The 15,656-nt window shown below is 72.0% G+C and carries 16 protein-coding genes; 7 read left to right on the forward strand and 9 right to left on the reverse strand.

All coding sequences use genetic code 11. The features are described from left to right. Window positions 1–46 precede the first annotated feature (46 nt). Entirely contained in the window at window positions 47–1,012 is a 966-nt protein-coding gene (locus tag KRR39_RS13655; protein WP_216937640.1) for a mechanosensitive ion channel family protein, read from the forward strand. Window positions 1,013–1,047: 35 nt separating this feature from the next. On the opposite strand, the gene KRR39_RS13660 is transcribed toward KRR39_RS13655, so the two are convergent. Beyond that, window positions 1,048–1,473: an OsmC family peroxiredoxin gene (locus KRR39_RS13660; protein WP_216937643.1), complete on the reverse strand. Its 426-nt coding sequence runs from the start codon at window positions 1,471–1,473 to the stop codon at window positions 1,048–1,050. A 71-nt stretch (window positions 1,474–1,544) separates the two neighbouring features. Between KRR39_RS13660 and KRR39_RS13665 the strand changes: the two genes are divergently transcribed. Continuing rightward, complete coding sequence (locus tag KRR39_RS13665; RefSeq protein WP_216937646.1) at window positions 1,545–1,955, forward strand: globin; 411 nt, start codon at window positions 1,545–1,547, stop codon at window positions 1,953–1,955. Here the strand turns inward: KRR39_RS13665 and KRR39_RS24870 are convergent. Together KRR39_RS24870 and KRR39_RS24875 are read right to left on the reverse strand one after the other, a co-directional pair. After that, window positions 1,952–2,368, reverse strand: a complete 417-nt coding sequence (locus KRR39_RS24870; protein ID WP_254185128.1) for an acyl-CoA thioesterase — start codon at window positions 2,366–2,368, stop codon at window positions 1,952–1,954. The two genes, KRR39_RS13665 and KRR39_RS24870, sit on opposite strands and share 4 nt — an antisense overlap. Further along, a complete protein-coding gene (locus KRR39_RS24875) occupies window positions 2,365–2,760 on the reverse strand; it encodes an acyl-CoA thioesterase (RefSeq protein WP_254185129.1) in 396 nt (131 codons plus the stop codon). Before KRR39_RS24875 ends, KRR39_RS24870 begins: the two co-directional genes overlap by 4 nt. 127 nt (window positions 2,761–2,887) lie before the next feature. On the opposite strand from KRR39_RS24875, the gene KRR39_RS13675 reads away from it, so the two are divergent. Further along, window positions 2,888–4,105 carry an acetyl-CoA C-acetyltransferase gene (locus KRR39_RS13675; RefSeq protein WP_216937647.1) on the forward strand — a complete coding sequence of 406 codons (1,218 nt, stop codon included), beginning with the start codon at window positions 2,888–2,890 and terminating at the stop codon, window positions 4,103–4,105. A 108-nt stretch (window positions 4,106–4,213) separates the two neighbouring features. Here KRR39_RS13675 and KRR39_RS13680 read toward each other — a convergent pair whose 3' ends face one another. Next, window positions 4,214–4,774: a YceI family protein gene (locus tag KRR39_RS13680; protein ID WP_254185130.1), complete on the reverse strand. Its 561-nt coding sequence runs from the start codon at window positions 4,772–4,774 to the stop codon at window positions 4,214–4,216. Window positions 4,775–4,870: 96 nt separating this feature from the next. Here KRR39_RS13680 and KRR39_RS13685 point away from each other — a divergent pair, with 96 nt between their 5' ends. The 3 genes from KRR39_RS13685 to KRR39_RS13695 are packed head-to-tail and all read left to right on the forward strand — an operon-like array spanning window position 4,871 to window position 6,977. Further along, the gene (locus KRR39_RS13685; RefSeq protein ID WP_216937649.1) at window positions 4,871–5,362 is read left to right on the forward strand and encodes a MarR family winged helix-turn-helix transcriptional regulator; all 492 of its coding nucleotides are present in this window, start codon (window positions 4,871–4,873) and stop codon (window positions 5,360–5,362) included. 36 nt (window positions 5,363–5,398) lie between these two features. Then, the gene (locus tag KRR39_RS13690) at window positions 5,399–6,847 is read left to right on the forward strand and encodes an acyl-CoA dehydrogenase family protein (RefSeq protein ID WP_216937650.1); all 1,449 of its coding nucleotides are present in this window, start codon (window positions 5,399–5,401) and stop codon (window positions 6,845–6,847) included. Continuing rightward, window positions 6,807–6,977, forward strand: coding sequence for a TraR/DksA C4-type zinc finger protein (locus tag KRR39_RS13695; RefSeq protein ID WP_216942993.1), 171 nt, complete (start codon window positions 6,807–6,809; stop codon window positions 6,975–6,977). Before KRR39_RS13690 ends, KRR39_RS13695 begins: the two co-directional genes overlap by 41 nt. A 36-nt stretch (window positions 6,978–7,013) precedes the next feature. Here the strand turns inward: KRR39_RS13695 and ettA are convergent, their stop codons facing one another. The 5 genes from ettA to KRR39_RS13720 all read right to left on the reverse strand — a co-directional run bounded on the left by ettA (window position 7,014) and on the right by KRR39_RS13720 (window position 14,171). After that, window positions 7,014–8,696, reverse strand: coding sequence for an energy-dependent translational throttle protein EttA (ettA, locus tag KRR39_RS13700; RefSeq protein WP_216937651.1), 1,683 nt, complete (start codon window positions 8,694–8,696; stop codon window positions 7,014–7,016). A 70-nt stretch (window positions 8,697–8,766) separates the two neighbouring features. Continuing rightward, a complete protein-coding gene (locus tag KRR39_RS13705; protein ID WP_216937652.1) occupies window positions 8,767–9,252 on the reverse strand; it encodes a single-stranded DNA-binding protein in 486 nt (161 codons plus the stop codon). Window positions 9,253–9,499: 247 nt separating this feature from the next. Further along, window positions 9,500–11,158, reverse strand: coding sequence for a GTPase (locus tag KRR39_RS13710; RefSeq protein ID WP_216937654.1), 1,659 nt, complete (start codon window positions 11,156–11,158; stop codon window positions 9,500–9,502). Further along, window positions 11,155–12,930, reverse strand: coding sequence for a GTPase family protein (locus KRR39_RS13715; protein WP_254185131.1), 1,776 nt, complete (start codon window positions 12,928–12,930; stop codon window positions 11,155–11,157). Before KRR39_RS13715 ends, KRR39_RS13710 begins: the two co-directional genes overlap by 4 nt. Further along, window positions 12,927–14,171, reverse strand: a complete 1,245-nt coding sequence (locus KRR39_RS13720; protein ID WP_254185132.1) for a PrsW family intramembrane metalloprotease — start codon at window positions 14,169–14,171, stop codon at window positions 12,927–12,929. The genes KRR39_RS13715 and KRR39_RS13720 overlap by 4 nt, the downstream gene beginning before the upstream one ends. 70 nt (window positions 14,172–14,241) lie before the next feature. Here KRR39_RS13720 and KRR39_RS13725 point away from each other — a divergent pair, with 70 nt between their 5' ends. Then, the gene (locus tag KRR39_RS13725) at window positions 14,242–15,654 is read left to right on the forward strand and encodes an aminopeptidase P family protein (protein ID WP_254185133.1); all 1,413 of its coding nucleotides are present in this window, start codon (window positions 14,242–14,244) and stop codon (window positions 15,652–15,654) included. The last annotated feature ends 2 nt before the right edge of the window (window positions 15,655–15,656 follow it).

Genomic DNA, 15,656 nt, shown 5'->3' on the forward strand with positions numbered 1-15,656 from the left:
GAACTTCGGTTTGGTCCCGGAGATCACGTCTCGTAACGTCGCGCGCATGAGCCTCTTGGAGACGACACCGACCTGCGCCAGCAGCGACACCTGGTGCGTGTGGGTGGACCACCTCACCGGGAACGCGTGGCTGGCCCAGGCCGCCACCTGGCTGATCGCCAAGCCGCTGGCCCTGGTCGTGCTGGTGCTGCTCGCGCTGGGCATCCGGTGGTTCCTGCACCGGGTCATCGACCGGCTGGTGCGCCGGGCCGCCGAGGGACTGCCCAGCCCGGTGCTGCGCCGGCGCCGGGAGCGCACCGCCCCGCAGCCGGCGGCTCTGCTGGCCGGGCGCCGGGTGCAGCGCGCCGAGACGATGGGCTCGCTGCTCAAGAGCATCGCCTCGATCGTGATCTTCGCGGTCTTCGGGATCACCGCCATCGCCGAGCTCGGCTACCCGGTCGGCCCGCTGATCGCCAGCGCCGGCGTGGTCGGCGTCGCGGTCGGCTTCGGCGCGCAGAGCCTGGTCAAGGACTTCCTGTCCGGCATCTTCATGATCTTCGAGGACCAGTACGGCGTCGGCGACTCGGTCGACCTCGGCGAGGCCGGCGGCACCGTCGAGGCGGTCGGCCTGCGGGTCACCCGGCTCCGCGACGTCGAGGGCACCGTCTGGTACGTCCGCAACGGCGAGATCCTGCGGGTCGGCAACCAGAGCCAGAACTGGGCGCGCACCGTGCTCGACATCCCGGTCGCCCTCGACCAGGACCTGGCCCGGGTCCAGCAGGTGCTCCAGGACGTCGCCCACGACCTGTGGGAGGACGAGGCCTTCACGCACCTGATCCTCGAGGAGCCGTCGGTGTGGGGCGTGCAGGACCTCACCCCGAACTGGATCACCGTCCGGGTCACCCTGAAGACCGCCCCGCTCGAGCAGTGGGCCGTCGCCCGCGAGATGCGTCAGCGGATCAAGCAGCGCTTCGACGCCGACGGCATCGACTTCGCACACCCGAACGGGCGGCTCTGGGGCCAACCTGCCTGACCCCGGAACCGCCCGTCGTACGTCGACCGGGCCGGTCAGGCCAGGGAGGCGGTCAGCGTGATCGTCGTACCGGTCAGCGCCGCCGACACGGGGCAGTTCTTCTTGGCGTCCTCGGCGGCGGCCGCGAAGGCGTCGGCGTCGATGCCCTCGACGCTGCCGACCACGGTCAGGTGGATGCCGGTGATGCCGGTGCCGGGCTGGAACGTCACGTCGGCCTGGGTGTCGAGCGCCTGCGGCGGGGTGCCCGCCTGGGCCAGTCCGTTGGACAGCGCCATCGAGTAGCACGCCGAGTGCGCCGCCGCGATGAGCTCCTCGGGGCTGGTCTTGCCGTTCGGGGCCTCCGCGCGGGCGGGCCACGAGACGTCGTAGGTCCCGAGGCCGGACGACTCCAGGCTGACCTGCCCGGCGCCCTCCATCAGCGAGCCTTCCCAGTGGGTCTTCGAGGTGCGAGTGGTGGCCATGGGCCTCTCCTTCGTGGTGCGTCGGCGGGGTGTGCGTCGTCGAGCCTTGCCGGGTCGGCGACAATAGACAAGTGACGACCTCGCCGGATGGACAGCAGGAGCAGACGTTCTACGACGCGATCGGGGGGTACCCCACGATCGCGAAGATCGTCGACGTCTTCTACGCCGGCGTGGCCGACGACGAGGTGCTGCGGCCGCTCTACCCCGAGCAGGACCTCGGCCCGGCCCAGGAGCGGTTCACGCTGTTCCTGGTGCAGTACTGGGGCGGCCCGACGACGTACAACGAGACCCGGGGCCACCCGCGGCTGCGGATGCGGCACGCGCCGTTCGCGGTCACCCCGAAGGCGAAGGACCACTGGCTGCTGCACTTCCGCGCCGGCCTGGACGCCGCGAACCTGTCCCCCGAGCACGACGCGCAGTTCTGGGACTACGTCACGCACGCCGCGCAGTTCATGGTGAACACCTTCGAGGAGCCGGCCTAGGACTCCAGCGCGGTCTCCAGCCGGCTGCGCTCGGTGTCCCTGAGCGGCCGGGAGCGCTGCGTGGACACGTCGAAGGCGACCAGCCGCACCTCGGCCTTGGAGTAGACGGTGCCGTCCGCGTCGACGATCCGGCAGGCCAGGTCGTACGACGAGGTGCCGATCCGGGTCACCCAGGTCTCGACGCCGTAGGGCTCGGGACGGAACAGGATCGGGCGCTTGTAGTCGACGTCGATGCGGGCCACCACCTGGCGCATCGTCGGGTCCGCACCGGGGTCGAGCATCGGGTCCCCCAGCGACACCAGGAACGCGATGCGGGCCTCCTGGAAGTACTCGAAGTACTTCACGTTGTTCACGTGCCCGTAGATGTCCACGTCGGAGAACCGGATGTGGCAGTCGTAGACGTGCCGGCTCATGAGGCCGCCTCCTCGGGCTCCAGGAACCGCTCCAGGACCGCTCGCTCGTGGTCGTGGATGCGCCGCGGCCGCTCCTCGGTGAACACGAACGGCGTGAGCACCGTGCGCGCCCGGGCGTACACCCGCCGGACGCCGTCGGGCTGCTCGTCGAGGATCTCGTAGGCCATCGTGAACGAGGCGGCCCGGATCCGGGTCACCCACGACTCGATGCGCACCGGCTCGGGCCGGAACACCAGGGGCGAGACGAACTCCACCTCGTGGCGGACGACGACCGTCCCCTCCGCGAGCTGCTCGCCGCCCGTCGTGGGGGCGTGCACGCGCAGCATGTCGACGCGCGACTCCTGCAGGTAGTCGACGTACGTCACGTTGTTGACGTGTCCGAGGGAGTCCATGTCGGCCCACCTCAGCGGGCACAGGTAAATGTGTCGAGCCACACAGCCATCCTCGCAGCACCGGCACCTAGGCTGGCGGCACGTCCCACGCTACGCATGGGTAACCGACAGACCAGGAGTTCCACACATGCCTGAGGCAGTGATCGTTTCCGCGGCCCGCTCCCCCATCGGCCGCGCGTTCAAGGGGTCGTTGAAGGACCTGCGTCCCGACGACCTCACCGCGACGATCGTGCGCGCCGCGCTGGAGAAGATCCCGGCGCTGGACCCGAAGGACATCGACGACCTCTACCTCGGCTGCGGCCTGCCCGGCGGGGAGAGCGGGTTCAACATGGGCCGGATCGTCTCGGTGCTGCTCGGCTACGACCACCTGCCCGGAGCGACGATCACGCGGTACTGCTCCTCGTCGGTCCAGACCACCCGGATGGCGTTCCACGCGATCAAGGCCGGCGAGGGCGACGTGTTCATCAGCGCCGGCGTGGAGACCGTCTCGCGGTTCGCCAAGGGCAACTCCGACAGCCTGCCGGACACCATGAACCCGGTGTTCGCGGACGCCAAGGCCCGCACTGACGAGCTCGCCCAGGGCGGCCAGGACTGGCTCGACCCGCGGGAGAAGGACGCGATCCCGGACGCCTACATCGCGATGGGCCAGACCGCCGAGAACGTGGCGCGGCTGCGCGGGCTGACCCGCCGGGAGCTCGACGAGTTCGGCGTGCGCAGCCAGAACCTGGCGGAGAAGGCGATCGACGAGGGGTTCTGGGCCCGCGAGATCACCCCGGTCACCACCCCGGACGGCACCGTGGTCTCCGCGGACGACGGCCCGCGCGCCGGCGTCACGCTCGAGGGCGTCCAGGACCTGAAGCCGGTCTTCCGTCCCGACGGCGTGGTCACGGCCGGCAACTGCTGCGCGCTCAACGACGGCGCGGCGGCGGTGGTGATCATGTCCGACACCAAGGCCGCGGAGCTCGGCCTCACCCCGCTCGCGCGGATCGTGTCCACCGGCGTGACCGGCCTGTCCCCCGAGATCATGGGCCTCGGTCCCGTCGAGGCGACCAAGCAGGCGCTGCGGCGCGCGAACATGAGCATCGCCGACATCGACCTCGTCGAGATCAACGAGGCGTTCGCGGCCCAGGTGGTGCCGTCCTACCAGGAGCTCGGCATCGACCTGGACCGGCTCAACGTCAACGGCGGGGCGATCGCGGTCGGCCACCCGTTCGGCATGACCGGTGCGCGGCTGCAGAACACGATGATCAACTCGCTGCAGACCCACGACAAGCAGACCGGCCTGATCACGATGTGCGTGGGCGGCGGCCAGGGCATGGCTCTTGTCCTGGAGCGGATGAGCTAGCGAAGACGCGACGTCGGACGGGGAGCGGATGAGCTGACCCTGTCGTACGACGTGCGACGGCCCCCGGTTCCGACAGGAACCGGGGGCCGTTTCGCCTGGGGGTGCTGGTCAGGCGGTCGGGGCCTGGTCCTGCTCGAGGACCGCCTCGATGCCGATGATGATGTCGATCTTGTCGCCGATCATCAGGCGGCCACCGTCGAGCGGGATGTTGAAGTCCACGCCGAAGTCCTTGCGGGAGATGCTCGTGGTGCCCTCGAAGCCCACGCGGGTGCCGCCCCACGGGTCGCCCTCGGAGCCGAGGACCTCGACGTCGAGGGTGACGGCCTTGGTGACGCCCTTCAGGGACAGGTCGCCGGTGACCAGCAGGCCACGGCCGCCGGCGTCGACCTGGGTGGAGGTGAAGGTCATCGGGCCGTTCTTCTCGACGTCGAAGAAGTCGCCGGAGCGCAGGTGCGCGTCACGGTTCTCCTCGCGGGTGTTGATCGAGTTGAGGTCGACCGTCACGGTCGCGCTGGGCGCGTCGCCGGTCACGATCTTGCCCTCGAACTTCTCGAACTGGCCGCGGACCTTGCTCATCAGGTGACGGGCGGTGAAGCCGATCTCGGAGTGGCTCGGGTCGATGTTCCAGGTGCCGACCGGGACGGTGCTGCTCAGGACGTCGATGCTCATGTGTACTCCTCGAAGCTTTGGTTGTTTCTTCAACTGTCACCTACGGTACAGGCAACATGTTCAACCTTCAACTACAGAACCGGTAATCTTGTTCCCATGACGGAGGACTCCTCGGACGTGGCCTGGCTCGACCAGCACCAGCAGCGCTCCTGGCGCGCCTTCCTGGTCGGCACCACCCTGCTCATGGACCGCCTCGACCGGGACCTGCGCGAGCAGCACCGGTTGTCCCTGCCGGAGTACGAGATCCTCGTCCGGCTGGCCGAGGCCGAGGGCAACCGGATGCGGATGGCGAACCTCGCCGACTCGGTGAGCCACTCGCGCTCCCGGGTGACGCACACGGTCAGCCGCATGGAGACCGCCGGCCTGGTCGCCCGGGACGCCTGCCTCTCCGACGGCCGCGGGGTCGAGGCAGTGCTCACCGACCAGGGACGGGCGGCCCTCGAGGCCGCCGCGCCCACCCACGTGGCCGGCGTACGCCAGTTCATGGTCGACCTGGTCGACGAGGACGACTTCGAGGCGCTGGGCCGGGTCTTCGACGCGGTGACCGACCGGCTCATCGAGGCCAACCCGGCGATGGACATCCGCTGACGCACCGTTCTCCGCCCGGCTGACATGCTTGCGGCCATGACCGCCTGGCACCGCCACAACCTCGACCCGGTCCACACCGTCTACCCGTCGGCCACCCCCTACGACACCCCGGCGCGTACGGCGCTGCTGGAGACCGTCCGCGCGTTCGCGATGGACGAGGTGCTCCCGGTCGCCAACGAGCTCGACCCGCGGCACGAGGACATCCCCGACGTGCTGCTGGCGCGGATGGGTGAGCTCGGGCTGTTCGGCGTGCTGATCCCCGAGGACGAGGGCGGTCTCGGGCTCGGGGTGCTGGAGTACTGCCTGGTCTCCGAGGAGCTCGCCCGGGCCTGGATGAGCGTCGGCAGCATCATCGCGCGCGGCAACGGCACCGGCTGCGACAGCGCCGACCCCGCCCGACGGCTCGAGCTGCGCCGCGAGAGCGCGGCCGGCCGGCGGATCGGGGCGATCGCCTTCTCCGAGCCCGACGCCGGCTCCGACCTGGCGAATGCCCAGTGCGCGGCCGTCCGCGACGGGGACGGGTGGGTCGTCACCGGCACCAAGCGCTGGGTCGGTCACGCCCGCTCCGCCGACTTCGTGCACCTGCTCGCCCGGACCCGGCCGCCCGGCGAGGGCCGGGGCCCCTCCGACGGGCTCGAGCTGTTCCTCGTCGAGAAGGACCGCGGCGCCTTCCCCAACGGCGTCACCGGCACCCCGATCGACAAGATCGGCTACTTCGGCCTGACCACCTGGCAGCTCGAGCTCGACGGGCTGCGGCTGCCGGCCGACGCGCTGCAGGACACCGGCGAGGAGGAGGGCCAGGGCTTCAAGCACAGCCTGGGCTGGCTGCACGTCGCGCGGGCCCAGACCGCGGCGCGCGCGGTCGGCCTGGCCCGCGGCGCCCTCGAGGACGCGCTGACCTACTGCCAGCAGCGGGTGCAGTTCGGGGAGCCGATCGGCAACCAGCAGGTGATCCGGCACGTGCTCGCCGACATGTCGGCCGACGTCGCCGCCGCGCGGCAGCTCTACCAGCACGCGGCCTGGCTGGTGGACTCCGGCGCCCCGGCGAACACCGAGACCTCACAGGCGAAGCTGTTCGCGTCGGAGATGGCCGAGCGGGTCACCAGCCAGGCGCTGCAGATCTTCGGCGGCAACGGCTACACCACGGAGTACTCCGTGGAGCGCTACTGGCGCGACGCCCGGCTCACCAAGATCTTCGAGGGCACCTCGGAGATCCAGCGCAAGATCATCGCCGACAGCCTGCTGGCCGACGCCCCGCTCGACGCCACCCCCTCGACCGGTGAGCGACCCGCGACCGGTCCTCGAGGCCGCGCTGCGCCGGGCCCGCGCCCGGCTCGCGGCCCTGACCGGCGACTACGCCGGCATGGTCGAGGCGTCCCGGGACTCCAACGCCGACGACGAGCACGACCCGGAGGGCGCCACCATCGCGTTCGAACGCTCGCAGGTGGGCGCGCTCGTCGAGGACGCCCGCCACCAGGTCAGTGAGCTGGAGGCCGCGCTGGGCCGGGTCGCGGACGGGACGTACGGCCTCTGCGAGGTCTGCGGTACGGCGATCCCGTCGGCCCGCCTGGAGGCGCGGCCGGCCGCCCGGACCTGCATCGCGCACGCCCGCTGAGGCGTCGCACCGTCGAGGCGCGACGCCTCTGGCGGGTCAGTCGCGGGTGAGCTTGCGGTGAGTGACCCGGTGCGGGCGGGCCGCCTCGGCGCCGAGCCGCTCGATCTTGTTGGCCTCGTAGGAGGCGAAGTTGCCCTCGAACCAGAACCACTTGCCCTCGTCGGTCTCGTCGCCCTCCCACGCCAGGATGTGGGTGGCGGTGCGGTCCAGGAACCACCGGTCGTGCGAGGTGATGACGGCACAGCCGGGGAACTCCAGCAGGGCGTCCTCCAGGGACTGGAGGGTCTCGACGTCCAGGTCGTTGGTGGGCTCGTCGAGCAGCAGCATGTTGCCGCCCATCTTGAGGGTCAGCGCGAGGTTCAGCCGGTTGCGCTCACCACCGGACAGCACCCCGGCCTTCTTCTGCTGGTCCGGGCCCTTGAACCCGAACGAGGCGAGGTAGGCCCGGCTCGGCATCTCGAAGTTCGCGACCTTGATGAAGTCCAGCTCGTCGGAGACGACCTGCCAGACGTTCTTCTGCGGGTCGAGGCCGCCACGGCTCTGGTCGACGTAGGAGATCTTCACGGTCTGGCCCACCTTGAGCTCGCCCGCGTCGGGCTGCTCCTCACCGGTGATCATCCGGAACAGCGTGGTCTTGCCGACGCCGTTGGGGCCGATCACGCCGACGATGCCGGCACGCGGGAGCTTGAACTCCAGGTCGTGCATCAGCACCCGGTCGCCGAAGCCCTTCTTCAGGTCGTGCGCCTCGAGCACCACGTCACCGAGCCGGGGGCCGGCCGGGATGTTGATCTCGGACAGGTCGATCTTGCGGTTGCGGTCGGCCTCGGCGGCCATCTCCTCGTAGCGGGCCAGGCGGGACTTGCTCTTGGCCTGGCGGGCCTTGGGGTTCGAGCGCACCCACTCGAGCTCGCGCTCCAGCATCTTGGCGCGCTTCGCGTCCTTGGCGCCCTCGACCTTGAGCCGCTCCTGCTTGGTCTCGAGGTAGGTCGAGTAGTTGCCCTCGTAGGGGTGCGCCTTGCCGCGGTCGAGCTCGAGGATCCAGCTCGCCACGTTGTCCAGGAAGTACCGGTCGTGGGTCACGGCCAGCACCGCGCCGGGGTAGCTCGCGAGGTGACCCTCCAGCCACTGGACCGACTCGGCGTCCAGGTGGTTGGTGGGCTCGTCGAGCAGCAGCAGGTCGGGCTGCTGGAGCAGCAGCTTGCACAGCGCGACGCGGCGTCGCTCACCACCCGAGAGGGTGTCCACGACGGCGTCCGGCGGCGGGCAGCGCAGCGCGTCCATCGCCTGGTCGAGCCGACTGTCGAGGTCCCACGCGTTGGCGTGGTCGAGGTCGGTCTGCAGGTCGCCCATCTCGGCCAGGAGCTTGTCGTAGTCCGCGTCGGGGTCCGCGAGCTCCTCGGAGATCTTGTTGTAGCGGTCGAGCTTGCCCATGATCTCGCCGACGGCCTCCTCGACGTTCTCGAGCACCGTGCGGCCCTCGGTCAGCGGCGGCTCCTGCTGGAGCATGCCGACCGTCGCGTCGGGGTCGATGATCGCGTCGCCGTTCGACGCGTGGTCGAGCCCGGCCATGATCTTGAGCAGGGTCGACTTGCCGGTGCCGTTGGGTCCGACGACGCCGATCTTGGCGCCGTGCAGGAAGGAGAGGGTGACGTTGTCGAGAACGACCTTGTCACCGTGGGCCTTGCGCACATTGCGCAACGTGAAAACATACTCAGCCATGCCGCGAGCCTACGGTGGCGGGCCGACCGGGAAGAAATCAGCCCGCCCCGCCGCAGCGCTCACCGACCCCTCAGGCGACCCGGCCCGGCTGAGCCCGCTGCTCGCCGAAGCTGGTGAGCTGCGGCATCTCGGCGCCGTGCTCGTGCAGCAGCTCCTTGACGGCCTGGTCGGTCTCGTCCTCGGCGTCGGTCCGCTCGGGCCGGACCGCCTTGAGGAACGTGGCGGTCCCCCGGGCCAGGTCGTGACCGACGTACGTCGCCTCGACGACGTACGTCACCGAGCTCTGGCCGTCCTCACGCTCCCAGACGTCGGTGCGCAGCCGGCCGTGCACCAGCACGGGCTCGCCCTTGTGCACCGAGTCGCGCACGTTGTCGGCCAGCGTGCGCCAGCAGGTGACCGAGAACCAGGACGTCGGGCCGTCCACCCAGTCGCCGTTGCGCTTGCGGATCCGGGGCGTCGACCCCACCCGGAGGTTGGCGACGTTGCCCTGCGCGGTCTCCCGGTGGACGACGTCGTTGCCCACCCATCCCTGGAACGTCACGGACGCTTCGTTCATCGTGCTGTCTCCTCGTCTCACGTGGGTGTGTACGACGGACAGGCTGCCCCCGCCGTACGACGGACGGGGCGGCCGGCGACGGGGCGGTGCACAACTCGGGCTCCCGGAGGCCTGGGGGCGCTTTCGGGCCGGACCCGGCGCACGGCCCGGGTCGACGTGGACCACGGCCCGGGTCGACGTGGACCACGGCCCGGGTCGACGTGGACCACGGCCCGGGTCGGCGTGGAGCACGGCCCGGGTCGACGGGCTACTTGAGGGCGGCGGCCAGGCCGGCGCGGGTGGCGCGGTAGGCCTCCACCTCGGCCTCGACGGGCTCGACGACCAGCCGCTCGGTGACCTCGCCGATCGCGGCCCGCAGCCGCCGGTCGGCCGAGCGCGCCTTGGACCGGGCGGACAGGCCGACCACGGCCTTGCACACCAGGCCGAGCAGGATCCCGAGCGCGACCCCGCCGAGCAGCAGCAGGGTGGGCAGCGGCAGGCCGCCGGCCGAGTCGGGGGCGGACGGCACGGAGAGCTGGAGGTACCCCAGCACCGCGAGCCCGAGCAGCCACAGCCCGCCGACCAGGGCCGCGAGCATCAGCAGCCACTGCAGGACCCGCACCAGCCGCCACCACAGCGGCGTCCGGGCCACGCCGAGGTCGGTGGAGGAGACCGCCTTGTCCAGGGCGTCGTTGAGGTCGGGCAGCCGCGAGACGGAGGCGCGTCGCACCGCGTCGGCCCACGGCTGCGAGAGCTCGGCGCCGACGTCGTCGGCGACCGACCGCACCGCGGTGTCGACCCGGGCGCGCTGCACCCGGCTGGCCTCCGGGACCGAGGCGCGGGCGCTGCCGGTGAGCTCCTTGCCGCCGGAGCCGAGGTCGAGGTGCAGCCGCTTGAGCGGGTCGGGCTTGAACCGGCTGAGCCAGGCGGTCACCGGCCAGCCGGTCGCCTGGGAGGCGCGTCGCCGGGTGGACTTCTCGACCGCCTCGACCACCGTCGGCACGCCGGCCGCGTCCGCGAACGCGTCGACGAGCTCGCTCTTGCGCGCCCGGGCCAGGTCGCCGGGCTTGGCGTCGCCGTTGGCCTGCTGCATCCGCTGCGCGACCGACGCCACGTCGGCCATCAGCCGGGTCCTCACGGCCTTCTTCTCGCCGACCTGCTGGGCGATCGCCCGCTTGAGGTCGGGGATGCCGTCGCCGTGCCGGGCGGAGGTGGCGATCACCTTCACGGTCCCGAGGCCGTCCTCGGCGAGCAGCCGCTCGAGGTCGGCGACCATCGCCGGGCGCCGGGCCTCGGGCACGGTGTCGATGTGGTTGAGCACCACCAGCATGATGTCGCGGTGCGAGGCGAGCGGCTTGAGGTAGCGGTCGTGGATCGCCGCGTCGGCGTACTTCTGCGGGTCGAGCACCCACACGAGCAGGTCGGCCAGCTTGACCAGCCGGTCCACCTCGACGTGGTGGGCGACCTCGGTCGAGTCGTGGTCGGGCAGGTCCAGCAGCACCAGCCCGTTGAGCCCACGGTCCTCGCGCGGCTCGTCGAGCATGCTGTCGCGCATCACCTGGTGACGCTTGGGGACGCCCAGCCAGTCGAGCAGCTCCGCGGCCCCGTCGGCACCCCAGGCGCACGCCATCGTCCACGACGTGGTCGGGCGGCGCACGCCGATGGCGGCGAGCTCCAGCCCGGTGACGGCGTTGAACGTCGAGGACTTGCCCGACCCGGTCGCGCCGGCCAGCGCGACGACCGTGTGGTCGCCGGACAGCCGGAGCCGGGCACCGGCGCGCTCGGCGACCGCGGCGGCCTCGTCGACCAGCGCGTCGTCGAGGCGTCCCCGGGCGGAGCGGGCCGCCTCGTCCAGGCCGTCGATGCGGTCCACCACGTCCGAGCGCCTGCCCACGAGCTTCTTGGCCCCTTCCACCAGCGCGGTCACGCGGAGTCGCCGGTGCCGTGCAGCGTGCCGGGTCCCTTGTCGGCGAACCGCAGGTCGTCGACCCGCCGGGACACCTCACGCAGCCGGTCCACGTCGCCCTCCTCGATGCCCAGGTCGTCGAGGACCGTGACGAAGCGGGCCCGCTCGGCGTCCATCAGGGCGGTGACCCGTTCGTTCAGGTCCTCGCGGGCGGCGGCGGCCAGCCGGCGGACGGCCTGGTCGCCGAACACCGCCTCCAGGAGCTTCTGCCCGACCACGGCGCTGCCGCCGGCGATGCCGACCTCGGCACCGGAGACGCCGGCGGTGTGCGCGAAGACCACCACCATCAGCGCGACCGAGAGACCGTTGACCCCGAAGGCCAGGAACCGCGCGGTGGAGCGCTTCTCGGCGCCCTCCGAGCGCACCATCTCCAGCACGCCGTGCTGCCAGTCGCGCACCGACCGCTCGGCGCGGACCCGGAAGTCGCGGGAGGCGCGGCCCAGCTCGCGACCGGAGTCCTCGGCGAGGTGCTGCCCCGCGGTCACCGAGCGCCAGGAGGCCTCGGCCCGCTCGGCGGCGCTCTCGGCGTGCTCCAGGATCAGGGTCTCCAGGCCGGACTCGACGGCGACGGTCACCCGCTCGGCCTGCATCGGCTTGCCGCGCACCCAGCCGACGACCCGGTCCCGCAGCCAACCGACCTTGGTCTCCAGCGAGCGCAGCAGCTCGCCGGTGCCGACGAACTCCTGCCAGCGGGCCAGCACCTCGCCGCGCAGCAGGGTGCCGTCCGCCGACGCGTCGTCGATCCGGGCGATCGCCTCGTCGTAGGCGCGGTGCACGTCCTCGCGCAGCCGGCGCTCCATCACGAGCTGCTCGGCAGCCGCGTCGGCGATGTCGTGGGTACGCCGCGACACGGACCGCACGGCCCCGTCGAGGGTCTTCTTCACCACCGCCGCCCGTGCCGAGGAGTCGGAGGCGAGCCCGTCGAGCCAGCCGCGGATCTCCGCCACCTCCGCGGCGGGGAGCAGGCCGTCGTCGTCGACGGTGCCCTCGGTGACCGCGAACAGCGGGGAGTCGCGCAGGCCGCGGGAGGTGAGCATCCGGGCGAGGTGGCCGCTGACCTCCTCGACGGCCTCGGGGGCGGTGCGGTCGAGCACGATCGCCACCGCGGTGCTCCGCTCCGCGGCCGCCTTGAGGTAGTCCCACGGCACCTGGTCGGCGTAGCGCGCGGCCGACGTCACGAACAGCCAGAGGTCCGCGGCGGCGAGCAGCTCGGCCGCGAGCGTGCGGTTGCGCTCCTCCACCGAGTCGATGTCGGGGGCGTCCAGGATGGCCAGGCCCTCCGGGACGCTGTCGGCGGCGACCAGCTGCAGGGCGCCGGGGTCACCGGTCGCCCCGGTGGTGCGGGCCAGCCCCGGCAGGATCCGCTCCTTGTCGAACCAGTCGACGTCGGCCGGGTTGTGCACCAGCACCGGCGAGCGGGTCGTCGGGCGCAACACGCCGGGCTCGGTGACGCGGCGGCCGACCAGCGAGTTCACCAGGGTGGACTTGCCGGCGCCGGTCGAGCCGCCGACCACGGTCAGCAGCGGGGCCTCGATCTGGATCAGCCGCGGCAGGACGTAGTCCTCGAGCTGGTCGACCATCGCGCGCCGCATCACGCGGTGCTCCTCGGCCCCGGGGACGTCGAGCGGCAGCGCGACCCCGTCGAGGGCGGCGCGCAGCCGGATCAGCGCGGCCACCATGTCGGTGGTCGCCACGGAGTCGACGTGGCCGGAGGGGGTCACCGGGGCGGTCACCGGCCACCGTCCCACTGCACGGCGGCCGGGAAGGCGGGCACCGGCGCCGCGTGCGGGAACTGGACGTAGGGCCGCAGGGCGTGCAGCCGCTGGACCATCGCGGTGCCGCGCTCGGCGAAGTCCGCCGGCGCGGTGCCGCGCAGGTAGCGGTCGTGCAGGAAGCCGAGCTCGATGGCCTGCTGCTGGTACTCGCGCATCACCCGCTCGGCGACCGGGCCGCCGTAGGCGCGCGCCCCGCGACGGCTCGCCCGGCGGGCCGAGAGCCGCACCAGCCAGGGCACCTCGGCGGCGCCGATCAGCCCGCGCCGGGCGCAGTCGGACAGCGAGCGGGTGAGCATCCGGCCCTCCCGGTTGCGGGCCCACACGGCGAAGCCGACGAGCAGCAGGAACGCCGGCACCATCGCCAGCACGTAGGTGAGCACGAACGTGCCGCCGCCCCCGAAGAACGCGGACGCGTTCCAGGTGGCGTGGGCGACGACGGCGGCGACGTACCCCAGGAGCGGCGCGAGGACCCGCCAGCCCTTGTGCCTGGTGACGACGGCGAAGCCCACGCCGAGCCCGATGAAGGCGGTGAAGAGCGGGTGCGCGAACGGGCTGAAGATGCCGCGTACGACGAACAGGCCGGTCGCCGAGCCGAGGCCGCCGTCCTGTCCCTCGCCGCCCATGTAGGCGCCGCCGAGGTAGAGGATGTTCTCGGTGAACGCGAAGCCCACGCCGACCAGCCCGGCGTAGACGATCCCGTCGAGGACCCCGTCGATGACCCGCCGGCGGAACCACAGCAGCAGCAGGATGAACAGTCCCTTGGCGCCCTCCTCGGTGACCGGCGCGACGATCGCGGCCGACCAGTCGTCGGGGGTGCCGAGCACGATCTGGTCCAGGGACTGCAGCACCAGCGCGGCGGCGGTCGCCACCACGGCGCCCCAGAAGAACGCGAGCACCAGGAGCCGCACCGGCTCGGGCTCGTAGCGGTCCAGCCACAGGAAGGACGCGATCACCGGTCCGACGGGCAGCGCGGCGAGCACCACCCCGACCGCGAGGGCACCGGGTGCGTTCGCGAGCACGAGGACCAGGCACATCACCCCGGCGCCGAGCAGCATCAGGACCGAGACGACGACGGTGAACACGGCGCAGCCCCGCCGACGGGGGCGGCGCAGCAGGTCCGGGGGCACGGCCGCGGGCGCGACGGCAGCCGGGCCCGGTCCGCCGGACTGCTTGCTGGTGTGCTGACCCGAGCCGTTCACAGGCGCCAGCCTAACGGGGCGGCGCACCTGCACCGTCCCGCGAGGGTGCCTGCGTCGTACAGTGGGCGCCGTGAACGAGCAGCCGAAGACCACCCTGACCACGGAGTCGCACGACCAGGGCGTGCCCGAGGCCTACGCCGCCTTCATGCGTGAGGGGTGGGGCGAGCGTGAGCTGCACCTCCCCCGTCACCCCGTGGCCGACTGGTCCGCACGTCGTCGCCAGGCCCTGGCCGACGCCTTCCCGGGCGAGCGGCTGGTCGTCCCGGCGGGCCAGTTCAAGGTCCGCGCCAACGACACCGACTACCGGTTCCGCGCCGACACCGCGCACGTGCACCTGACCGGCAACCAGACCAGCGACGCGGTCCTGGTGGTGGAGGACGGCGAGTCGGTGCTCTACGCCCGGCCGCGCTCGTCGAGGCAGACCGACGAGTTCTTCCGCGACCGCCGGTACGGCGAGCTGTGGGCCGGCCGTCGCCCCTCCCTCAAGGAGATCTCCGACTCGCTCGGCTTCGAGGTCCGCCACCTCGAGGAGCTCGAGGCCCGCCTCGGCACCTCCGCCAAGACCCGCGTGCTCCGCGACGTCGACCCGTACGTCGACCAGGCGGTGCCCGGCGACGGCGCCCGCGACCACGACTTCGCCCGGGTGCTCTCCGAGATGCGGCTGGTCAAGGACGCCTGGGAGCTCGAGCAGCTGCAGGAGGCCTGCGACATCACCGCGCTCGGCTTCTCCGACAGCGTCCGCGAGTGGGACAACGTCCTGGAGCACGGCGAGCGTTGGCTCGAGGGCACGTTCTTCCGCCGGGCCCGCACGATGGGCAACGACCTCGGCTACGACTCGATCGTGGCCGGCGGGAGCCACGCCACGACGCTGCACTGGACCGAGAACAGCGGCCCGGTCACCCCCGGCCAGCTCCTGCTGCTCGACATGGGCGTCGAGGGCAACAACCTCTACACCGCCGACGTCACGCGCACGCTGCCCGTGGACGGCACGTTCACCACGCTGCAGCGCGACCTCTACACGCTGGTGCTGACCGCCCAGCAGGCCGGCATCGACACCATCCGGCCGGGCGCCGACTTCCAGGCGCCGCACGACGCCGCGATGCACGTCATCGCCCACGGGCTCGAGGACCTCGGTCTGCTGCCGGTCTCCGCCGAGGAGGCGCTCGCCCCCGACAGCAAGGTCTACACCCGCTGGACGCTGCACTCGACGAGCCACATGCTCGGCCTCGACGTGCACGACTGCGCGGCCGCGGCCCCCGAGCGCTACAAGAACGGCGAGCTCGCCGCGGGCATGGTGCTCACCGTCGAGCCGGGCCTGTACTTCCAGGAGGACGACCTGCTGGTGCCCGAGGAGCTGCGCGGCATCGGCATCCGCATCGAGGACGACATCGCGGTCACCGACGACGGCTGGACCAACCTGTCCGCGTCGCTGCCCCGTGAGCCGGACGCCCTCGAGGCGTGGATGGCCGACCTGCGCGGCTGACC

Source organism: Nocardioides panacis, assembly GCF_019039255.1.
In the GTDB taxonomy this organism is placed as follows: Bacteria; Actinomycetota; Actinomycetes; order Propionibacteriales; family Nocardioidaceae; genus Nocardioides_B; species Nocardioides_B panacis.